The sequence below is a fragment of the Vibrio sp. ED004 genome (genome assembly GCF_023206395.1).
Taxonomy (GTDB): Bacteria; Pseudomonadota; Gammaproteobacteria; order Enterobacterales; family Vibrionaceae; genus Vibrio.
Genome location: NZ_CP066150.1, coordinates 1,040,665 through 1,061,817, shown reverse-complemented (window position 1 = coordinate 1,061,817; position 21,153 = coordinate 1,040,665). Strand labels below are relative to the sequence as shown.

Here is a 21,153-nt window from a genome sequence, read left to right as displayed (position 1 = left end):
GAGAGAGAGTGGAGGTAGCTGATCAGATCGTAGGTTCTGGATTTAGTTCCATTGAATTACGCAACAAAGCCTCTTTCTTACTCAGTTGCGACGTACTTATTATCGATGAATTTGAAAAAGTCACTTCGACTGTTTGCTCAAAGAGCAACAATACAATGCCACGAGAAGAAGTTTTTGAAATCTTGAGTAAAGCAATTATCAGGGCTCCAAAGATTGTTGTGGCTGACGCCGATATTACAGACACAACATTATGTTGGTTGAAAAAACTAGGCAAAAACATCCAGGTTATAAAAGCAACACATAACCCATATAAAAATGTGAACGTCACTATTGCAGACAAGCTTCATGTTTTCACAAATACAAGAAACCAGTTTAAAAATGAAAAGGTCATTTTATTTGACACACTCAAATCACTCAGACTTGTAATGATAGATTTGGGATTAAAAGATAGATCTGGACAACCATGCGAAAAAGCAGCTTTTCGTAAGAAAATACTTGTTATTACAGGAGCTAACAAAGGCTCATCAGAACAAGCTAAATTTCTAAAAAATCCTTCTGAGGAATGTTTGAAATACGACAAGATTTTCGCATCTCCATGTCTTGCTTCAGGGTATTCGATAGAAAGTGACTATACAGACAATGTGAACGTGATGAGTGATCTAACGCTGGGTGTGAAAGAACTGATTAATTTTTCAAAAAGGTTCAGAACTAGCACGAAAATAACGTTCTATCTAACATCAAATTTTATTTACGACTATCAACCAATACAAAACAATTTTCTTGATTCAGATTGTGACCTATTGAATCTAGAATTTGTTAACAAGCGCAAGCTGTTCAATAGCAATCAACCATTAAGTATGAGATGGGCGCTTAAACAACTTGGATTCAATGTTCAAATATTAACCACTACCCATGAATTATTGAAGAAAGGACAAAATCAGCTCAATGTATTGAATGGATTGGAGAAAGAGAGTCGAATACAAGCAATTTTGGATGCGCCTCTAACCACGCAAACAGAAGTAGACAGGCTCATGGCAACAAACCAAGTAGGTTTCCAAGAGCAAGCGATGATAAAGAAATTCGAGATCATGCGTGATTATCAGATTAGTTCAGTAAAAGAAGAAGATGTTCTTTTTGATATGTCTTTTACGAATAAACAGCTTTTCAAACATATCTGGACTAGTCAACCAAACAAGGACAAAACGACAAAACACCTCATTGAACCTGCCAAGATTCTGAATTCAATGACCTTTGAGAGTTCTGAATATAGTAATCGTGATGAAAAACTTAGACTTTCACGTCCACAGGTTCTTGAAATTTCGCGAAAAATTTATGACAACCATGAATATTTTCATGAGGTACTTCCAAGAGTAAAGTTTTATGAGGAATGTACACAGGCCCGAGCAACCAAACTCTTAAAATCCCTATTAACCTCATTGGGGTATATATGGCCAAAGCATGGATACAATGGCAACAAAAACTTAGTGAGAATTAAACTTGATGATAGAGCTTTAGCTTTTAGAAACACCATCAGCTAGGATTCAGATCGAAGCCCCCTAAATGCCACTACACACGCGGCATTTAGGAGGTTATATGATTTAACTTTATCGTATTAATCATTTAACTATATAAACCAACAACTTGAATCGCTTACACATTAAACAAAAAGCACCACTAAGCGTGAGGTTAATCACAAATAATTGCATGTGCAAATGTTTCACCTTTACCAAGCAAATAAGTAGCAGTTAACATATTCACCTCGTAAAACTGTCCTCACAGTTTACTTTGTATTCAACTTGAAGGAGTTACTAACAATATAGAGCCTTGTTTGCTGGCGATAAATTATGCAAACGATTTTTCCCTTGGCACATTATGCCACTTAGTTCTCATAAACATTTGAAAACCATCCACTCATTTCACTGATTTGAACAGTGACATATAGGTTTTTTATGAGCATTAAATTCAAGATCGAACGTAAAAAAGACGTTTTAGCACGCATCCCATTTTCGATGGCAACACTTCATCGCAAAATTAATGATGGAACTTTCCCACCTTCAATATCTCTTGGCGCGAACTCGGTTGGATTTCTTTCTCATGAGATTGATAGCATAATTGCTGCAATGGTCTTGGGCAAAGACCTCAAGGTTGTGGTATCAGAGCTAGTCGAAAAACGTCAGTACTTTCTTGATGATAGCTATTTAGCATTAGCCGCATAACTCTTACTTTAGGCTTACCATGATAAGTGGGATTTTCACTTCGATATGTAAACGCAAAATTCCACTTTACAATTAATTTCTATAGAGCACTGTTATCCCGCAACATGATGAGTTAAGCGCATTTCTTTACGTAGAATTTGACTCACCCATACACAGTAGCGTTGTGTTACTTCAGAACCTCTTCATTTTAAAAACTACCTCCTTGATATACGCACCTCTCTCAATCACTAGAACCAAATTAAGATATAGCTAAGAACAGGAGCTCCATCGCTTTCTATCTGCTTTATCCATCGCAATCATCCCTAGAAATTTATTTTAAATACTCTCTACGCCTTCACACCTGTTATTCGATTCACGCTACCCTTATAAAGTGTTAAGATCTCTTTATCAAAGTTTATTGTGGCGACGAAACAGTACATGTATTGTGATTTCCTTATCAAATCTTATGTACCCCACTTTGTACCCCACATTAAACAACTAAAATTTAAAGGTAATAGTTTCAAATGGTTAACAGTAGTATTCAATGGTTTCCGGGTCACATGCATAAAGCCCGCAAAGAAATCGAAGAAGTTATCCCACAGGTTGATGTGATCATCGAAGTACTGGACGCTCGTATTCCGTTCAGTAGTGAAAACCCAATGATCTCTTCACTGCGCGGCGATAAGCCTTGTGTAAAAGTGTTGAACAAACGTGACCTTGCCGATCCTGAACTGACCCAACGTTGGATTGAGCACTTCGAGAAAGAGCAAGGCGTTAAAGCGATTGCAATCACCACCAGCGTGAAAGAAGAAGTTAACCATGTCATGGAGTTGGTTCGCAAACTCGCACCGCACCGTGAACAGATGGGTAAAAACATTCGTACGATGATCATGGGTATTCCTAACGTAGGTAAATCAACCATCATCAATTGCTTGGCTGGACGTACAATCGCGGTAACAGGTAACCAACCTGCGGTAACTCGTCGCCAACAACGCATCAACCTGCAAAACGGCGTGATCCTTTCAGATACTCCTGGAATCCTTTGGCCTAAAGTAGAAAACCCACACAGTGGCTTCCGCCTAGCAGCAACGGGCGCTGTTAAAGATACTGCAATGGAATATGATGAAGTGGCATTCTACACAGTTGAGTACCTAGCAAAGCAATACCCTCACCTATTGCAAGAACGTTACCAAATCGAAGAACTACCAGAATCAGACATCGAGTTGATGGAAGCGATTGGCCGTAAGCGTGGTGCACTTCGTGCCGGTGGTCATATCGACCTTCACAAATGTTCTGAGATTCTACTTCACGAACTGCGTAACGGTACTCTAGGTAAAGTCACTCTAGAGCTACCGGAAATGATCACTAAAGAATTGGTTGAAGTGGAAGAAGCTGCGGCACTGAAAGCTGAGCAGCAAGCGAAGAAGAAAGAAGAGCGTCGTAAGCGTTACTTGAAGAACAAGCGTTAATCGCGATTAGCTTTCTAAGCGTTCTTATTAACCACTCTCGCACCTACTACTAAGATATTCGCGTTCGATATACTTTAGAACGTGAATATTGTCCCCACGGTTTGTTGATCTAGCTAACATACTGACAAATCTATAGAAACTGCCGTTTACAATCACAAACACTGTGACATACTACGCAAATTATTGTGTATCAATTACGGCTAGCTTTTCAATGCGCTCCTATTCTGGGTTCAAAAATCAGAGATTTAAAACCTATTTCGATAATGAAATCTATTTGCCGTACATAAATTTCATCTACATCCCGATCTCAATATTCTGTGCTTTTATTGTCACCGACTACATCCATTTTGGTACAGAGTGCCTTGGCCCCATCATTTCACGATTCATACTCTTTATATTGATGATGGTTGTCGCCAGATATTGCATAAAAAACAAACCCAACGTTTTAGAACTCGTCGAGAGCATATTCCTTGTTATTAGCTCACTGTTTTTGATCTATGTTGGTCGACTCGCTGTTGAGCTGAACAATTTCGATTACCAAGGCGGCATCATTCTCGTCATGATCTACATCGGTACCTTTTCGAGGTTATCTGCCAAGTACAGCATCACAACGCTTTCTTTTATCTTTTCGTCCTATCTTATTGGCCTTGCTCCCTTGCTCTATGAAGCAGAGCCTAAACATGAGATAGAGACTATTTCAGTCTACCTTTCTGCCTATATCCTAATCTCGGCTGCTTGTATTAGACGTGACTTAGAAGTGCATAAGCGTTTCGCGCAATCAGAACAACTACGCAAACAAGCTATACAGCTTCGTAAACAATCTAATATGTTCGAAGCCCTTTCCTATCAAGATGCACTTACGGGTTGCTACAACCGCCTGTACCTTCATCAAGTGATAGAACCGAGTATCAATCGTCAGCTATCGATCACTTCAATCATGATCGATATCGACCATTTCAAATCGATTAACGATACCTACGGCCATCAAATGGGCGATATGGTAATCAAAGAATTGGCGGCAGAAATTCAAAAGAGATTGCCAAGCAGTAGTAACTGTTTTCGGTATGGCGGTGAAGAGTTTCTCGTGATGGTGCAAGGCGAAACGGAAGCATCAATAAAATCATTGGTAGACTCACTTTTAGAGTCCCCCTCTCGGCTGAGGTTAGAAGTCACCATTTCGATAGGAGTAAAGCATGCGCCGCTCGCTATTGGCTCAGTCGAGCAGCTCATCGACGATGCTGACCAAGCGCTCTATATATCGAAGAAAAACGGTAGGAACCAAGTTACTTGGTGTGATTAGCCGTTTTTATCAAGCTCTACTATTACCTCTCATAATGATTACAACTATTAAAAAGCCCCGAGCAATTAAATGCTCGGGGCTTTGATTTTTTGTTTCAGCTTTACCGTGTCTTCAGAAAAAACCTACGTTAAAGCAACAAACCTATATTCAAAAAACTCTTATTCAGCAAGCTCTGAGTCAGCCAACTCCTAGCCAATAAGAAGCTATTAAGAATACGCTGCGCTGGCTGTCTTCTGTTCAAGTTCGACCGGAGAGCCCCAAGAGATGACTTTTTCGTTCACTTGGCTACCACACGGTGCGTTCCAAACTTGTTCTAGTTCTTCTTTACCACCAATCGCTTCATAGAATGCAATGGCTTGATGGTTTTCAGACATCACCTCTAGGTAGAGCCCAGAATCCGAGTAATATTGTTGCAACCACTTCGACAGTTCAGACAATAAGCGCTTACCTACGCCTCGTCCACGATAATTATTATCTACATGTAACGCATCAATGAACGTGCCACGCTCAAAGTTGTGATTACCAAACGCGCAGACAAAACCAACCAGTAAACCGCCTTCCTCAAGCAATAAAACATGTTGGTTGAAAGGAGGATTTATCAAACGAGTCTGCCAAATAACAGATCTGTCCTCCAAAACATCATGTTCTAGGTAATCATCAGCAAGAATGCCACGGTAATATAGCTTCCAGCTATCCGCGTGTAATTGGGCAATCCGCTCATAATCTTTATATTCAGCTACCTTAATTTCCATTTATTAGCCCTTAGTACTTCCATTTATGACTTGCTACTACATTTCACACTACCTTTATACAATATTTAAGTAAAACATACTAATACACGTTTACACTTTCAATATTGACTTACACGTGTACGCTGATATTCTAGCGCACAGATGTAAGCCCAATGGAAATTTGCTAATGAATAGTGCTGACAAACCATCAACAAAAAAGCCGCCGTTAATCTGGCTTAATATTTTTGTATTCTCTTTTAGTATGCTGCTTGCTGTTGTTGCGGCTCCCGTTTATGGCTACTTTTTTGGCTATGGAATGGAGCACTGGATATGGCTAGCGATCTGTTTTACGTTTTGTAATCTGTCGATCACGACGGGTTATCACCGTTTATGGTCACACAAAGCGTTTGAAGCACATTCAAGCCTAAGATTCCTGTTTGCATTAGGTGGCGCATTTGCCCTGCAAAACAGCGCTCTACACTGGTCGTCTGATCACCGTGTTCATCACAAGCATGTCGATAACAATGACAAAGACCCGTACTCTGCAAAACGCGGTTTTTGGTACTCGCACATTGGTTGGATGATTCGTAACTACAGCACTTCAATGTATGAAAACTATGAAAACTGTCGTGACCTGAAGAAAGACAAGATCGTAATGTGGCAGCACAAGCACTACGTTCTTCTAGCGTTGATCATGAACTTCGGTGTTCCTATCGCATTAGGCGTGATTTACGGTGACGTGATTGGCATGTTGTTAATCGTAGGTGCGGTTCGTTTGGTGCTTAACCACCACACAACATTCTTCATTAATTCTCTTGCTCACATCTGGGGTAGCCAACCTTTTACTGACAAAAACACAGCGCGTGATAACGGTGTGTTAGCAGTACTCACTTTCGGCGAAGGCTACCACAACTTCCACCACATCTTTGAGAACGACTACCGTAATGGCATTTACTGGTGGCAATACGATCCAACGAAATGGTTGATTAAGAGTGCTTCATTGATGGGCTTAGCAAGCAAACTAAAGAAAACGCCTCAAGCCCGCATTGAAAAAGCTGAAGCGACCATGCTGCTTAAGCGCACACAACAAAAGATCATGCACCGTGCCGACAAGCAACAAATTGCAGACAAGCTTCAACAAGAGTTTGATGCTCTAGTGTCAAACATGAACGAGTACTACGAAGTCAAAAAGCAGCTACTTGAAAGCAAGCGTGAGGACGTGGTGAAAAAATACGAACACTCAGTACTTAAAGTTCGTTATCAGCAAATCAAAATGAACTTCGAACAGCAGAAGAAAAATTGGGCGATGACGGTTGAGCAATATGCTTAAGGCAAAACAATACGTTTAACACACCAATAACAAAGCTGTTTGCTTATTATTCGAAAGCCCTCATATTGCTATGAGGGCTTTTTTAATTCACAGTTCTAATTAAATCCATGAATTTTAAGTCTTTATTCTGATTGCAGACATTAGTTCCAAATGTCACATTTTCAATGCAACATGATGTCATATCAGAGCCTTACCTGTGACAAATATCACTTACAGAATGATATCCATCCCATAACATGCGCGTCCCAAATTTCTTTCAGCAATTAGCGGACCCACTTTATGAAATTGTTAAAAACATCTATCGCTTTCGCCATCTCTTCTGCACTTTTGATTGGTTGCAGCAGTGACACAGATTACGTTCAGCCTGAAGAAGTAAAGATCGCGACTTATAACTTATCTTTTGATCGTGCCACCTTCCAAGACCTTGTAACGGAAATGCAGATTGAACCAAGCGTTCAAGCGACATTGGTGTCCGATTATCTGGATAACACAATTAGTGCCGCTGACAAAGTAACAGCTGCAAAGGTTATCCAGATCCGCAACGTTGCAGCCGTGATTCAAAAGAATCGTCCTGATGTGCTTATGATGGCTGAATTTAACAATGATGGTACTGGCACCGATAAATCAGCGCTCGAAGGCTTCCAGAAGAACTACCTTTCTGTCGCTCAAAGTATTGAAGGTGCAGGTGGCGACGCAAACCTTGAACCAATTTCATACCCATATTTTGAAAGCTATTCGACCAATACAGGTTTGCTGAACGAGTTTGGTTTTGATTTAGACAATGACGGTAATTTTGGCAAGCTTCCCGGTGACGCTTGGGGCTTCGGTTTCTACCATGGCCAGTACGCGTTTGCTTTGATGTCTAAATACGAAATCGACACGGCCAACACTCGCACATTCCAAGAATTTAAATGGAAAGATCTTGAAGGCGCGACGATTCCAACGATCACTGTGTGTGATGGTTCAAACCCGATCCCTGCAGGGATGAGTTGTGGCGACGAGTGGTACACAGCTGCTGAATGGGAAGAAGTTCGTCTATCGTCAAAAAACCACGTTGATGCACCGATCCTAATTCCAACTAAAAACGGGACAGAAACCGTTCACTTGTTAATGTCACACCCTACACCTCCTGCTTTTGATGTGGGTAAGAACATTGAGCAGAATGCAGCAGAAGTCGACTTCTGGCACCAATACATCCAAAACAAATCGTTCATCTATGATGACACTGGAAAAACGGGCGGCCTAGAACCAGGCAAACACTTTGTCATGATGGGCGATCAAAACCTAGACCCTGTTGATGGAGACGGCATTAGCTCTGTGATGCAAGACTTGCATAACGACTCATTAGTTAATCAAAAAGTCACCAACGGTAATCTATACCCTACTAGTTCTGGCGCCGAAGAACATGCGGTAGATAATTCATTGCCTCACCCACAGCCAAACCGTATCACTTCGACGTTTGGACTTGCTGTCGACTACGTACTGCCGTCAGCTACCTTAAACATTGTTGAATCTGGTGTTTATTGGTCAGCTTCGTACGAAGAAGGACGCAAGCTATTCAATGACTCACGAATTGGGGATTATGGTAACGGCAAAGATGTATCATCTGACCACCGCATGATCTGGGTAAAAGCGGACTTCAGTAACTAACCCATTCAATTGAGATCTAAGAAGCCCTCCTATTGCTGTGAGGGCTTTTTATTAGCATAACCTACTCGGCTCTAGATCTATGCTCTCAATTTTGAATTGTGGATGCCAATAACCATAGTTATTGGATTTCAGAACTCTTTCTTCAATCAGAATTTATACTTATATTACTTGAACTTATCGAGTTTAAAGCCGAGGAATTGAAAATGAGCAAACTGACTATTATTGCAACGATCATCTCTAAAGAAGACAAAACTGAGCTAGTTAAATCAGAGATGATTAAATTGATCGATAAAACCCGTGTTGAAGACGGCTGTATTAACTACGATTTGCACCAAGATAACAGTAACCCTGCTCACTTTGTTTTTCATGAGAACTGGGAGTCTGAAGCTCATCTAGAGAAACACTTAGCGAGCCAACATATCGCTGACTACATGGCTGCGACTGAAGGTTGTATTGAAACCTTTGTGCTTAATAAAATGACGCACATTGCCTAACCCGTCACTCATTAATGATTCAATAAAAACCCTGCTCTGATCGCAGGGTTTGTCTTTTCTACAGGCTTATATTTGCTCATTCTAATCATGAAAAAACCCGCCAGAGTAGCGGGTATGGTCAATAATTAATGCTGTCAAAGACAGATAGGTAACAACCATCAATATTGAGTACCACTTTACAGTGGCACTCTGACATTTCTTTTGCTGATCGCTAGCACGGGGGCACTAGTTAAAAGCACGAGCCAAAATGCCATTCCCTTGATATTGGTAAACACTTGAATTACTGCTTACAAAGACCGATTCTCCGGGCTTAAGAGAAACTGTACGACCTTCTGAGGTGACGGTCGCCTCTCCTTCCACACAGAACAATATCTCCGCGCTACGTAAATACTGTGACTTGCTCTCATCAGTCGCAGACAAGATATCAAAGCCAAAGTCATCCACCGGAATCGGATAGCTCATCTTGCCCTCTTTCAATACAGGCTTAAGGCGAATATCTTCTGGCTTAATCGGCTCAAAGATCGTGTTGTCGATGAGCTCAGGGACATCGATATATTTGGGTGTAAGACCGGCACGCAGCACATTGTCTGAGTTTGCCATGATCTCCAAGCCTGTGCCTTGAACATAAGCATGTGGGGTTTCTGCGAATAGGAACATCGCTTCACCCGGCGCCAGTTCAACCGTATTGAGCATCAATGGGGCAAACAAACCAATATCACCCGGATAGTGCTGTTTGAATTCAATGCTGTATTGCAGAGCTTCACGTCCCATGACCGTTTTTGCTGGTCGCGCATGTGCAGCATAAAGCTCATTAAGCGCAGACGCTTTGCGGTCACCTTCAAGAGACATAATGGCGCTAAAGAACGACTTCAGAGAATCACTGTCGGCATTGGCTTTTAGTACATTAAGTTCAATCGCTAACGAAGGAATATCCGCTTCTTCGAACAAGGCAATGATATCGTCGATTGGACGAAAGCCATTCATCGCCTTGTAGAAGGTCAAAGCATAAACTAACTCAGGTTTATGGTTTGGATCTTTGTAGTTGCGATTAGACGCATTCAAAGGGATACCAAGTGCATTCTCTCGCTCAAAACCTAATTCTGATTTTCGCTTGTTCGGGTGAACCTGAATCGATAACGGTGTTTCAGCGGCCAACACCTTAAACAGGAAAGGCAATTCACCGAAACGTGCCGCCGTGTATCCGCCTAAGACATCGATTTTGTTTTCATCAATCATGTAAGAAAGCGATTCACCGGTATCGCCAACCTTTGAACAACCATTTGGATGAGCACCCATCCAAATCTCTGCTTGAGGTTCTTGGTTTGGGTTCACAATACCAAACAATTGGTTAATGGAGTCTTTGCTTCCCCATGCGTAGTTTTGAATAACGTTGTCGAGTTTAAATAGAGACATAATTACTTCTCATTAAAAATCTGGCTACCAAGCTTGAGCGTGGCGGCGATATTACGGGCAGTGCGAGTCAGATTTTGGCTCGCTTCTGATAAAACTTGGTCTAAGGACTGAGGAGAACGTACAGTTCCAAACAGGCTAGACATTGAGCCATAAAGCCTTTCAACGTTTTTGCCCAAAGAACCTGCAATACCAATGGTCGGAATATTCAGTTTTTGAGCACGCTGAGCGATACCAAAAGGAGTCTTACCTTGCAGGGTTTGGTTATCCATCTGTCCTTCTCCGGTCACGACCAGTGAAGCGCCTTCAAGTACCTTATCCGCATCTAAAGCGTCGAGTACCATCTCGATACCCGCTTTAATTTGGATATTGAACGCTAGGCTTAGTCCTAACGGCGCGCCACCAGCAGCACCAAAACCAGCTGTGTCGCGATGATTAGTACCCGTATGTGCTTGAGCGATATCGGCAAAGTGACCGATCGCAGTATCAAGTTGTTTAACTTGAGATTGTGATGCTCCCTTCTGCGGGCCAAACACGGCACTGGCTCCGCTTTCGCCACACAGCGGATTGCTCACATCACACGCGACCACGAACGTCACTTCTTTGCATCTCGGGTGCAGTCCATCAAGATCGATGCTTACCAACCGGCTTAACTCGGCTCCGCCACCAGATAGCTCGTTGCCTTGCTTGTCTAATAACTTGCCTCCCAACGCTTGTAAGATGCCAGCACCTGCGTCATTGGTTGCGCTACCGCCCAAGCCGATAATGATTTGTTCAACGCCTTGATCTAAAGCATCTTTAATCAATAGCCCTGTGCCAAACGAAGATGCAATTAAAGGTGATCTTTCTTCTACCGTTAATCGGTCTAAGCCCGATGCTTGAGCAAATTCCAACAAGGCAGTTTTCACCTTAATTCCATCAAAAGTCTGCTCTAACGACGCCCAGTAAGCTGTGCATTCACGTCCGATTGGGTCCATCGTTTGCAACCCTTGTTTCTTACCATTGAGCGCCTCTAGCAACACGCCTACCGTGCCTTCACCACCATCAGCGAGTGGCATTTTCACAAACTCTGCATGAGGGAAAACGTCGGCAAATCCACGCTCAATACAAGACGCAACTTGATGCGCGTCGAGTGATTCTTTAAATGAATCGGGGGCAATTACAATTTTCATTGTCGTTCACCATTCCCGCCCACCAAGGTGAGCGGGTTATCGAAATTAGAATTTGATTTGGAATGTTTTTGCTTGGCATGAAGCTAGTTCACCGAAAGTTTCAGTTGCTACATCACCCTCACGAACGCGTTCGTCCATGCTCGTCTCTTTCCAGCTTGAAACCGCTTGAGTGAAAGAGATTGAATCCGATATTGAACCCGATTCTGCTGGGTTGTAGACACGCATGATCAACGCATCTTCGTCTTCAGCTTTCTTAAGCACACTTAATACCGCACCTGCTTGTTGCTTCGATAGCAAGCTGAAGCTCATTGGTAGGTTTTGTTCGCCTACATTCAGCTTCATCGCGTTGTAAGGAATCTTGTTGTAACATTCGATTTGAGTGACATTGTCACGTGCTTGCGCCATGATGTTCGCGTCAATGTGGTTACCAGAGAAGCCACACAGTGTGAATTCACAAACCAACTTGCCGCGCACCTGTGAATCTGGGGTCGGGATCTTAATACCAGAAGGACGACCTGGACGAAGCAATAGCTCTTCTTTACCCAACACGCCGATACCACGGAATAGCGTCAGTGCGAAGGTATCTCTATTCTCATCGCCTTGAGATGCAATCACTTCAAACTCACGCAGGCCATTCGACATGATCGCCATACCCGCTTTGCCGTTTTCTAGCGCTGCAAAGTTCATTAACTGATACACAGGAACTGGCGCTTCTTTCCACTTCTCTTCTTCCCAAACCGCCATTGCAGGGTCGTTGGTCGGGCGAGTAATGCAACCGAACTGGTTATCTGCAACGACAGTTTCAGAAACGAATGGCGTTGGTACTAGCACACGTACACGGTGATCGTCGGCTTGGTTGTCTAGTTCCATACGAACTTCGATACGGCGAGAGCCTTGTTTCAATACCACTTGGCATTGCGCTTCTACAAAACCGTTTTGACCCGTTCGTTCTTCACGCTCTGCTAGGTTTCCAGGCACGTTCATACGGAAAGCGATGTTCGCTACCGATTGGAAGCCTTGGTGGTCAATCGATGTTTCTACCGGGAATTCATCAGAGTACAACAGCCACTCTTGGCGAGATGGAGAGTAATCGTACTCATCGCCGTCATCAGAACCGTCTTCTAAACGAAGTACTTGGTCGAATACTTGCTCTGTCTCTTTATCGAAAATAGTCAGAGTACCGTTGTCGTTTACATTGATTCGGTAGTATTCGTTCTCTAATAGGTAGTCCTTCTGCTCAGCGACTTTAACTGCGCCCTTCTCGTTACCTTGGATGTGTAACGTGGTGAAGCCCATCGCTGGCACAGTGCGTTTGATTTGAATATCAAACTCCATGAACGGGTCGTAATTGCCGTAGTGAACGATTTGACGGTCTACTTTACCTGGGTCGATTTGGCGCTTGCCTTGGATGAAGTACTCTACTGGGTTTTCGTTTTCATCAAAGATAGAAAATTCTTGAGCACGGATAGTGATGGTCGTGTTCACCACTTCTTCACGCTCGTACGGAGAAAGGTTAAACATCGCCAGTTTGTCGCAACCTTCACGACCCGGCATATGGTCAACGATTTTACGTTTGTAGAAGTGGATTAGGTTTGTCGCCATATCGTCCGCAAGGATGTAACGGTTTAGGATTTCAGCGTGTACCTTGTCTGAACAGCAGCAACCAATAGAGTCATGAGCGTGGTTCTTCATGCTCTCTTTCCACATTTTCTCAATCAAACCGTGGTGGTATTCAAAGCCTAATGTCCAAGCGATAGACGCTAGAGGTTCTAAGATGTTTACAATCTTGTTTTCGATTTCCGCGTGGATCAGTTTGATGTCCATACGTGTTGACGAAATCGTGCGGTGAACACGCATGTATTTACCGTCGTTAAATTCGCCTTTGATTGTGTCGAGTTGGTCGCGTGCTGCTTCTACTTTCTCAAACACTTCTTCGTAACGGCTCATTGAGAATTCACGATCTGGGTAGATTTCGCGAAGCTTGTCCATTACTTCGAAGATATCTTTTTGAATTGGCATTTGGTCATGACCGTTCGGCAACAGGATGTCTTTGGTTACCGATGGTTTCTCTAGCACTGGGAAGTACTTATCTAGACGAGCACGCAGGCCTTCTTCGTCTTGCGGAAGGTACTTACCAATCGCGTAACCCAGCGGAAGCACTTGTGCCGTAACTTCACTGCCGTCGTTTGACTGCCATAAGAATTCTGTTTTATTGGTGCCGTGACGCTCTGAACAACCACGCCAGAACATTGCTCGCGTGATATCGAAGCCGTTGTAGATCATCGGCAACTGAGAGCTCATGCTGAATGAATCTGGTAGGTAACCGATCTTCATTGCATCGCCAAATTTCATACAGTCACGAATGCCATACATCATGTTACGTACAATCGACTCACCAGAAACTTGCATTGTGTCGGTTTGAGAATACCAAGGGCCAATAATTAGCTTGTCCGCTTCAACCAATGCTTTTACGCGTTCTGTGTTCTCTGGTTTGATCGCGAAGTAATCTTCTAAAACGGCGGTTTGACCATCTAGAACGTAGTATTTGTATTCTGGATCGCTCTCCAGACGGTTCATGATTTCTTCCATGTTGTTCACTAGAAGAATACGAGACTCTTCTGTTGTGAAATACCATTCACGATCCCAGTGCATGTGTGGAGTAATATGTACGCGTGATGTAGTCATAATCATTTACCTAAATGTGTCGCTTCGAGTAAATCTTAAATTCGAACTCAAATACGACTAAATTAATTTTTTTTCAAGGGGTTAAAATTGGCTGCCACTAAATTTAGGGTGCAAAAAACCACGCCCAGAATCTGTGTGAATAAAACCGTTAGGAGCACAGGAATTTAGGACAGCCAAGTTGTTCGTTATTTTTTATATGGTGTTTTTAATGACGAGCTATAAGTGAGCTCAAAATTCAGTTAGTTCTGTGTTGCAGTACTTGCTTCAAACTTACCCTTTTTTACAGCGTGACCACGCCACATCAGAAGAGTAATGGTTGAAATCACTGTGCCGACAATCGCAGCACCGAACCAGATTGCAGCAGCAGAGAATGCGCCCAAACCAGAATCGTGTAACAAGAAGATAGAGAAGATACCTGCGCCCGGAGTTGATAGACCAATACCTGCCGCACCAACCATTGCACCTGTAACCACAGAGCCTAGTAAGAAAGAACCGATTACACGGATTGGATCTTCAATCGCCATTGGGATTGCACCTTCGGTAATACCCGCAAGGCCAAGTAGCCATGTAGATTTACCAGTTTCAATCTCAAAGTCTTTGAATAGACGTGGAGCAATCATGGTTGAAGCCGTTACAGTGAACGCTGATACCATTTTTACTGAGCCAAAGATTGCGTAAGGACCATAAACACCGTTCGCCATTGCACCTAAACAGAATGCGTAAGCAGCTTTGTTTACCGGGCCACCTAAGTCGAATGATACAAACAGACCTAGAATCGCACCCAATAACAATGCATTGGTGCCTGACATACCGTTCAACCAGTCCGTTAGACCTTGGTTTAGGAAGGCAACAGGTTTACCGATAACAAACAGCATCAAGCTACCTGCGACCAATGTACCAATTACTGGGTAAAGGTAGAAAGTAAGGAAGCCGTTAAACGCAGGACCCAAGCGAACATGCTCTTTTACCCAACGCATTACGTAACCAGCAATCAAACCACCAACAACACCGCCTAGGAAACCAGAACCAATGATGTTTGCAGCAATACCCGCAGCAAAACCAGGACCAAGTGCCGGTTTGTCGGCTAATGAGTAAGCTGTGTAAGCTGCCAATACTGGCACCATTAATGTACCTAATAGGCCGCCACCTAGTTTACGATACATCCATAGCCAAGAATCTTTTGTTGCGTAAAGCTCTTGCAAGTCAAAAATTTGCGCGATAAGAACAGCAACTGCAAGAACAGTACCACCAGCAACGATAAGAGGAACTGCATAAGAAATACCAGAAAGCAGCGCTTGTTTAAGCTCAGTTTTCAGTGGCAATTTCTTAGGTTTGTCATCGGTAGCCACTTTACGTTCTGCACCGTTACCTTTTTTCGACTCTTCAATCGCTTCATTAAGAATGCGTTCACCGTGCTTAATCGGTTCTGCAACTGGGGTTTCAACCCGAGGAATGCCATTAAAACGCTCAGATTCTTTAATCGCGACTTCAGCAGCAAAAACACACGCCACAGCATTATTAAGTTGTTCAGCTGTTAAACGATCTTCAATACCGTTTGCGCCCTGCTTTTCAACATGAACCTTGTAGCCAAGCTTTTTGCCCGCTTTTTCTAGGTACTCAGCCGCCATATAGGTGTGAGCAATGCCTGCTGGGCAAGCAGTAACACATACAATTGTCGGTGCATTTGTATCTAAGTTGTCTTGTTTTTCTTCTTGCTGATTATCGCCATCAAGAAGTGCGAAGATTTCATCAGCGGTTGTCGCTTTTAATACTGCTTCACGAACATCGTCATCAACCAATGTAGTTGTCAGTTCAGTCAGCAGATGCATGTGGGTAGAGCCCGCTTCTGCATTTGGAATAGCAATTAAGAAGATAAGATTCACATCTTCGTCTTCATCTAGGCCTTTCCATTTCATGTCTTCTTTTAATGTTGCCACAGCGAAGCCAGCTTCTTTAACCGCGTCAGTCTTGCCATGCGGTACTGCTAGGCCTTCTCCAAGCGCTGTCGGGCCTTGATCTTCACGAGCAAATACTGCATCAAGATACTCTTGCTTGTTATGCAGTTTGCCTTGCTGATCCAGTTGGTCAGCAAGTGCGTAAATCGCTTCTTCTCGACTGCTAAACGTAGTTTGCAGATTTACGAGCGACTTATTCGTTAGAGTAGTAAGTTTCATAACCTTTGTCCCATAGTCACGGATTAGTACGACAGTCGTCCCTGTCGACGATGAGAATAATACAACTTCAAGACATTTATCCGTGATCACGATCTCACCAATACACACTTGTATTTAATTTGTATTTAAATCGTATTGGTAAATCCTTTAAGAAAGCTTGTTATGTATCGTTTAATTTGTATTATATGTACTACAAAACACCGATACGATGCTCACACTAACCTTGAGAGCAAGGCTTTTATAGAGCAAATTTACGTATTTAAGGTACAGGTTGTTAAACAAAGTCTAGTTGTTCTAGCGCACAAATGAGGCAAAAATGGCAAGACTCCCGATGTATCGCCAAATCGCAGATGCAATACGAGAAAAGATCAGTTCTGGTGAATATAAGGTTGGAGAAGCACTTCCAACAGAAGCGCAGTTACGCGAAGTATTTTCTGTCAGCCGTGTAACGGTTAGACAAGCGCTGAAGCTACTGATAGAAAATGATGAACTGGAAAGCGTGCAAGGCAGCGGCACTTACGTCAAAGAGAACAAAATCAATTACGACATTTATAAGCAGTCTAGCTTTCAGGAAAAGTGGGCGCATTTGGATGTGGTCACGCACAGTGAAGTTTTGGCCTTTGAAATGAAACCTTGCTCTTTGGCAATGTCTGAACATCTAGATATCAAAGAAGGCGAATTGGTGTTCTACGTAAAGCGTGTTCGTTTCATCGACAACAACCCAATCACGGTTGAAGAAACCTGGTTGCCTGTTGCTTTGTTCCCAGACCTCACTTATCAAGTGATGCAAACATCAAAATACGACTTTATTGAAAACACCAAAGGCATGGTGATTGATCGAAGTGAGCAAGAACTGGTGCCGATCCTTCCACCTGAAGACGTGGCGAAACAGTTAGGTATTGACCCAGCTCAGCCTATCATTGAAAAACGCACTCGTGGTTATCTCGCCAATAACACCGTATTTGAATACAGTCGCAACTACTTCACATCTAACGATTACCGATTCACTTTGGTCGCAAGACGCCAAAGATAAACGAATGTAGTACCGCATAAACCAACACAGAGGGCGCCTGTTCTCTGTATTGGTGCACATTCCCTACTCATCATACGGCTTTCAACTACCCCAAATATTCCTAAACCGATATCAAACAACCTCACGAAAGATCATTCACCTTCATTTAAATACTGTTCGCGTGCTTTGACCATAAAATGAACGCCCAATGACAAGAGCAACCGTCGACAGGAATGTAGATGAATACCAAACAACTTGAGGACGCGGTCAATGAAGTGACCTTGTTCAATCAACACCTGCACTTAATCCAATCCGTCCATACCATTCCTACACCAAAAGTGAATTGGGAGTCGATTGCCATGGAACCGGCGCCTGTAATGCCAACGGTTCGCTTCGACCATAAAGTCAAAGCCATGGAAGCGCTCGACGAGTACAAACCCAACTGGCTCGACATGCTGCTAGGTAACAAATCTAAATTGTATTCCCTCACTGCCAATATTGAGCGAGCGGCAGAGAAAGACATCGAACAATACAAATCTGAATTTGTACATTGGGTACAGAATTACAACTACTGGGCCAAAGGCAATCAATTGTCGAAAGGTGTTTTGAATAACGATAGCCAAGCAAAGCTGTCTGCCCTTTCTGAAGCTCAACAAAACACGATGAACGCCGCAGTGGTCGACACTAAGCTGATCAATCATAACTTTAATACCTATAAGAACGGCCACCTGTTAGAAATCAATATTCAGGTGAATAAGCACAACGTCATCCCTAAAGAGAAAAAGGTATTGTGCCAAGGGGAGGTAACGCTAGAGACCCTCTCCCTATCTGAAAGTAATGCGCTGTATCGAGAGTATGTGTGTAGCTGTGTTCTTAAATGTGCTCAGGATTCTTTCAATGTATTACCTGAGACAAGCGTGGTGATCAATGTTGAGCAGGTTTCGGCTGATCATTCCAATGAGACGATTCTTTCTTGCCATATCGAGAAAGGCTTGCTGGAGTTCTTATTGATTGAAGACGACAAACCTTCTGAGATCCTTGAATTCTTTGTGCATATTGAAGATTTCAATCCTCATCGAGGTAACGGATTCTCTGCGATAAAAACGATTTTTTCGCCTTTGCCTATGGCGTCATAACTCACTCGCATTTTCGATTCAATCATTGACGACTCTTCACGACTAGCCTTGCGTTCGTCGTGTTCAATCACTTATATACCTAACCATTATGTCGACCTACGCTACCTCACAAACAACGCGCCCATTAACCAGCCTAGCTTCATACACACGTTATCTAACAAAGCTACCTCTAGTTCTCATCGCTTTCTCTATGTCTGTCTTTGCCGAAGAGGTTGAAGAAGTGGCACTCGAGGACGACGTCGTATTAAGCGAAGGTTCTGAGTTAAAAGAAGAAGCTGAAGAATCCCCTTTTACGACCCTGACCAAGCTCGGGTTTATCTATTCACAAAACACCAGCTCATCTTTGTCGATCAACTCCGGAATCTCTGTTGGATACAAAAAAGAGAACTGGGGCCAACGAGTTCAGTTTGATACCTACTATACCGATGCTGAAAACGACGAAGACGGCACCAATCGCTATACCACCAACTATGGCATCAGCTATGACTTGAACGAAGTCACCTATTTAGTCGCGACAATACGTTTTGAACACGACCACTTTGGTACTTATCGTAAGCAATTCATAACGGCTACAGGATTGGGTCGCCACTTTTATGATACAGAAAGAATCAAGCTTCAAGGCTCTGCGGGTCCTGGTTACCGAATCAGTAAACGACAATCCTCCGATGAAGAGTTCCCAAACAAAGAGAACTACGAGCTGATCGTTAATGCCAGTATTGATGGATCGCTAACACTTACAGAAACGTTTTCTATGGGGGCAACGGCTAACATGGCTTACGGTGAAGAGAACACCAATTACAACCTCAAAGGCTATCTAAAGAACATCTTGATGGGCAATTTGGCGCTAACTTTTGATACCGAATACATCTACAACACAACTGTCGCATCAGACCAAAGTAACGCCGAAATCTATAGCTCAATGAATCTAAACTACGATTTCTAAGAAAGGTTTCCCCCCATCGAACATGCAAAAGGATTTGCGTGATCGTCCAGTTAATTATTACTAAGATCTATACAAAAAATCGCTTCATTGACCTAACGGCTACTTTCATTGCTTGAAAAAATTGTATTGAGATGTGTTTTTGGAATCGATCGCTTAAAGCTCTGTCAACAAAGTGTAAAACCGCTCTTCAGCCAATGAAAACCTCATGGTTTATCGGTAAAGTTCGCCTACCTTTTTGTATTACAAATCACTTTGTTATGTTCAACTATCAACAACCTTTAAAATACCTCAAAATTGCTGTGTTTATTTCTAGCGGTTTATTACTCGCGGGCTGTGAAGCTAACGCTAAAAGCCATCAATCAGCCCTTACAACCTGTACCGACTGTAACTGGAACATAGAGCAATGGAAAATCACCCTTCCTGTCAGTGGCGACGATTACTACAACAATGGTCGTAGCAGCGCAGCCGAGCTCATCCCCCAGGAATGTAATGGTAAAGAGTACTTAACCAACGGCACCAATCTACCTTGGTTCTCTCGTGAATCAGTTAACGGTGAAGAGCGTCTCAAATTTACAGTAGATCTTGGCGGCCAAGTTTCTACTACGCCAAACACAAAATACGTTCGTTCTGAGCTTCGTGAGCTCTACAACTATGATTCCGAAAATCGTTGCAGCACTAAAGAGCAAAACTGGGCAGTGACAGGAACACATGAACTCAAAGCAACACTAAGCGTTGATCAATTTCCGGATAAAGAAGTAACTGGCAGTGACCCAAAAGTGGTTCTTGGCCAAATTCATGGTAAAGACATTAAACAAGCGCTCGTGAAATTGCAGTGGGATGGTGAAAACAAACCAGTACGTGTCGTTCTAAATGATTCCTTTCTTTCAGGAAACAAAGTCTGTAGCGACTGTAAGCCTTTTAGTGTCAACCTAGGCTATGCACCTGCGAACCTTGATTGGGATTATACAATTCGTCTCGATGACCAGGGTATTTACCTTTCAACACTCATTAATGATGAATTAACAGAGCAGTTTTTACCTTGGGGTGTCGAAACAGAAGACCGCGATGGCAACAAGGTTACCCTTTCAAAGGCATGGTTAGAGGAAGAGTATTACTTTAAAGCCGGCCTTTACGCTCAAATAAAACCTTCAAGAGAGTTTGCAGGGCAAGTGTTCTCGGTCAGTTTCTCGAAGATCAATATTGATCATAACTAATCACGCTTAACTAAGTCTTAGATACAATGAACAGCAGGCTCTAACCCGCTCAATTTCAAGCAGCGCATTGATTCCTTCGGTCATGCGCTGTTTTTGTTTTTAGCTACCAATATAGAGCCTTCTTGTTCTTGTTCGCCTTCCCTTTCTTCTCGATTTACTGTTGATTATATAGAAAACGTTAATTCTGTTTTGCGTAACGCCCCGTTTATCTACAAACCTTGGTGTAATAGATTGGACT

At 42.8% G+C, this 21,153-nt stretch carries 16 protein-coding genes; 11 read left to right on the top strand and 5 right to left on the bottom strand.

The annotated features are described in order from the left end of the window. Nucleotides 1-8 precede the first annotated feature (8 nt). The 4 genes from ITG10_RS22180 to ITG10_RS22165 all read left to right on the top strand — a co-directional run bounded on the left by ITG10_RS22180 (nt 9) and on the right by ITG10_RS22165 (nt 4,964). On the top strand, nt 9-1,538 hold the full coding sequence (locus ITG10_RS22180) for a hypothetical protein (protein ID WP_248386876.1): 1,530 nt from the start codon (nt 9-11) through the stop codon (nt 1,536-1,538). Between the two features lie 411 nt (nt 1,539-1,949). Then, entirely contained in the window at nt 1,950-2,216 is a 267-nt protein-coding gene (locus tag ITG10_RS22175) for an AlpA family phage regulatory protein (protein WP_016788587.1), read from the top strand. 503 nt (nt 2,217-2,719) lie between these two features. Continuing rightward, nucleotides 2,720-3,664 carry a ribosome biogenesis GTPase YlqF gene (gene ylqF, locus ITG10_RS22170; protein ID WP_017631626.1) on the top strand — a complete coding sequence of 315 codons (945 nt, stop codon included), beginning with the start codon at nt 2,720-2,722 and terminating at the stop codon, nt 3,662-3,664. Nucleotides 3,665-3,938: 274 nt separating this feature from the next. Then, on the top strand, nt 3,939-4,964 hold the full coding sequence (locus ITG10_RS22165) for a GGDEF domain-containing protein (RefSeq protein WP_248386875.1): 1,026 nt from the start codon (nt 3,939-3,941) through the stop codon (nt 4,962-4,964). Nucleotides 4,965-5,170: 206 nt separating this feature from the next. Here ITG10_RS22165 and ITG10_RS22160 read toward each other — a convergent pair whose 3' ends face one another. Continuing rightward, nucleotides 5,171-5,716 carry a GNAT family N-acetyltransferase gene (locus ITG10_RS22160; protein WP_017633065.1) on the bottom strand — a complete coding sequence of 182 codons (546 nt, stop codon included), beginning with the start codon at nt 5,714-5,716 and terminating at the stop codon, nt 5,171-5,173. A 166-nt stretch (nt 5,717-5,882) separates the two neighbouring features. Here ITG10_RS22160 and ITG10_RS22155 point away from each other — a divergent pair, with 166 nt between their 5' ends. The 3 genes from ITG10_RS22155 (at nt 5,883) to ITG10_RS22145 (ending at nt 9,169) form a co-directional block, all read left to right on the top strand. Further along, nucleotides 5,883-7,025, top strand: a complete 1,143-nt coding sequence (locus ITG10_RS22155) for a fatty acid desaturase (RefSeq protein WP_017633064.1) — start codon at nt 5,883-5,885, stop codon at nt 7,023-7,025. Between the two features lie 279 nt (nt 7,026-7,304). Continuing rightward, on the top strand, nt 7,305-8,675 hold the full coding sequence (locus ITG10_RS22150) for an endonuclease/exonuclease/phosphatase family protein (protein ID WP_017633063.1): 1,371 nt from the start codon (nt 7,305-7,307) through the stop codon (nt 8,673-8,675). 203 nt (nt 8,676-8,878) lie between these two features. After that, a complete protein-coding gene (locus ITG10_RS22145; protein ID WP_017633062.1) occupies nt 8,879-9,169 on the top strand; it encodes a putative quinol monooxygenase in 291 nt (96 codons plus the stop codon). A gap of 225 nt (nt 9,170-9,394) precedes the next feature. On the opposite strand, the gene manA is transcribed toward ITG10_RS22145, so the two are convergent. The 4 genes from manA to mngA form a co-directional block, all read right to left on the bottom strand. Continuing rightward, nucleotides 9,395-10,582, bottom strand: coding sequence for a mannose-6-phosphate isomerase, class I (manA, locus tag ITG10_RS22140; RefSeq protein ID WP_017633061.1), 1,188 nt, complete (start codon nt 10,580-10,582; stop codon nt 9,395-9,397). A gap of 2 nt (nt 10,583-10,584) precedes the next feature. After that, nucleotides 10,585-11,751, bottom strand: coding sequence for a glycerate kinase (locus ITG10_RS22135; RefSeq protein WP_248386874.1), 1,167 nt, complete (start codon nt 11,749-11,751; stop codon nt 10,585-10,587). 45 nt (nt 11,752-11,796) lie between these two features. Next, nucleotides 11,797-14,436 (bottom strand): mannosylglycerate hydrolase, encoded by a 2,640-nt coding sequence (mngB, locus tag ITG10_RS22130; protein ID WP_017633059.1) that lies wholly within the window; start codon nt 14,434-14,436, stop codon nt 11,797-11,799. Nucleotides 14,437-14,675: 239 nt separating this feature from the next. Further along, nucleotides 14,676-16,610 (bottom strand): PTS 2-O-a-mannosyl-D-glycerate transporter subunit IIABC, encoded by a 1,935-nt coding sequence (gene mngA, locus ITG10_RS22125; protein WP_017633058.1) that lies wholly within the window; start codon nt 16,608-16,610, stop codon nt 14,676-14,678. A 316-nt stretch (nt 16,611-16,926) separates the two neighbouring features. Between mngA and ITG10_RS22120 the strand changes: the two genes are divergently transcribed. From ITG10_RS22120 to ITG10_RS22105, 4 genes are all read left to right on the top strand, one after another. Next, nucleotides 16,927-17,643 (top strand): GntR family transcriptional regulator, encoded by a 717-nt coding sequence (locus tag ITG10_RS22120; protein WP_009845448.1) that lies wholly within the window; start codon nt 16,927-16,929, stop codon nt 17,641-17,643. Between the two features lie 218 nt (nt 17,644-17,861). After that, entirely contained in the window at nt 17,862-18,758 is an 897-nt protein-coding gene (locus tag ITG10_RS22115) for a hypothetical protein (protein WP_017633057.1), read from the top strand. A gap of 190 nt (nt 18,759-18,948) precedes the next feature. Beyond that, nucleotides 18,949-19,701, top strand: coding sequence for a DUF481 domain-containing protein (locus ITG10_RS22110; protein WP_026084471.1), 753 nt, complete (start codon nt 18,949-18,951; stop codon nt 19,699-19,701). Nucleotides 19,702-19,895: 194 nt separating this feature from the next. Continuing rightward, the gene (locus tag ITG10_RS22105) at nt 19,896-20,915 is read left to right on the top strand and encodes a polysaccharide lyase family 7 protein (RefSeq protein WP_026084470.1); all 1,020 of its coding nucleotides are present in this window, start codon (nt 19,896-19,898) and stop codon (nt 20,913-20,915) included. Nucleotides 20,916-21,153: the final 238 nt, after the last annotated feature.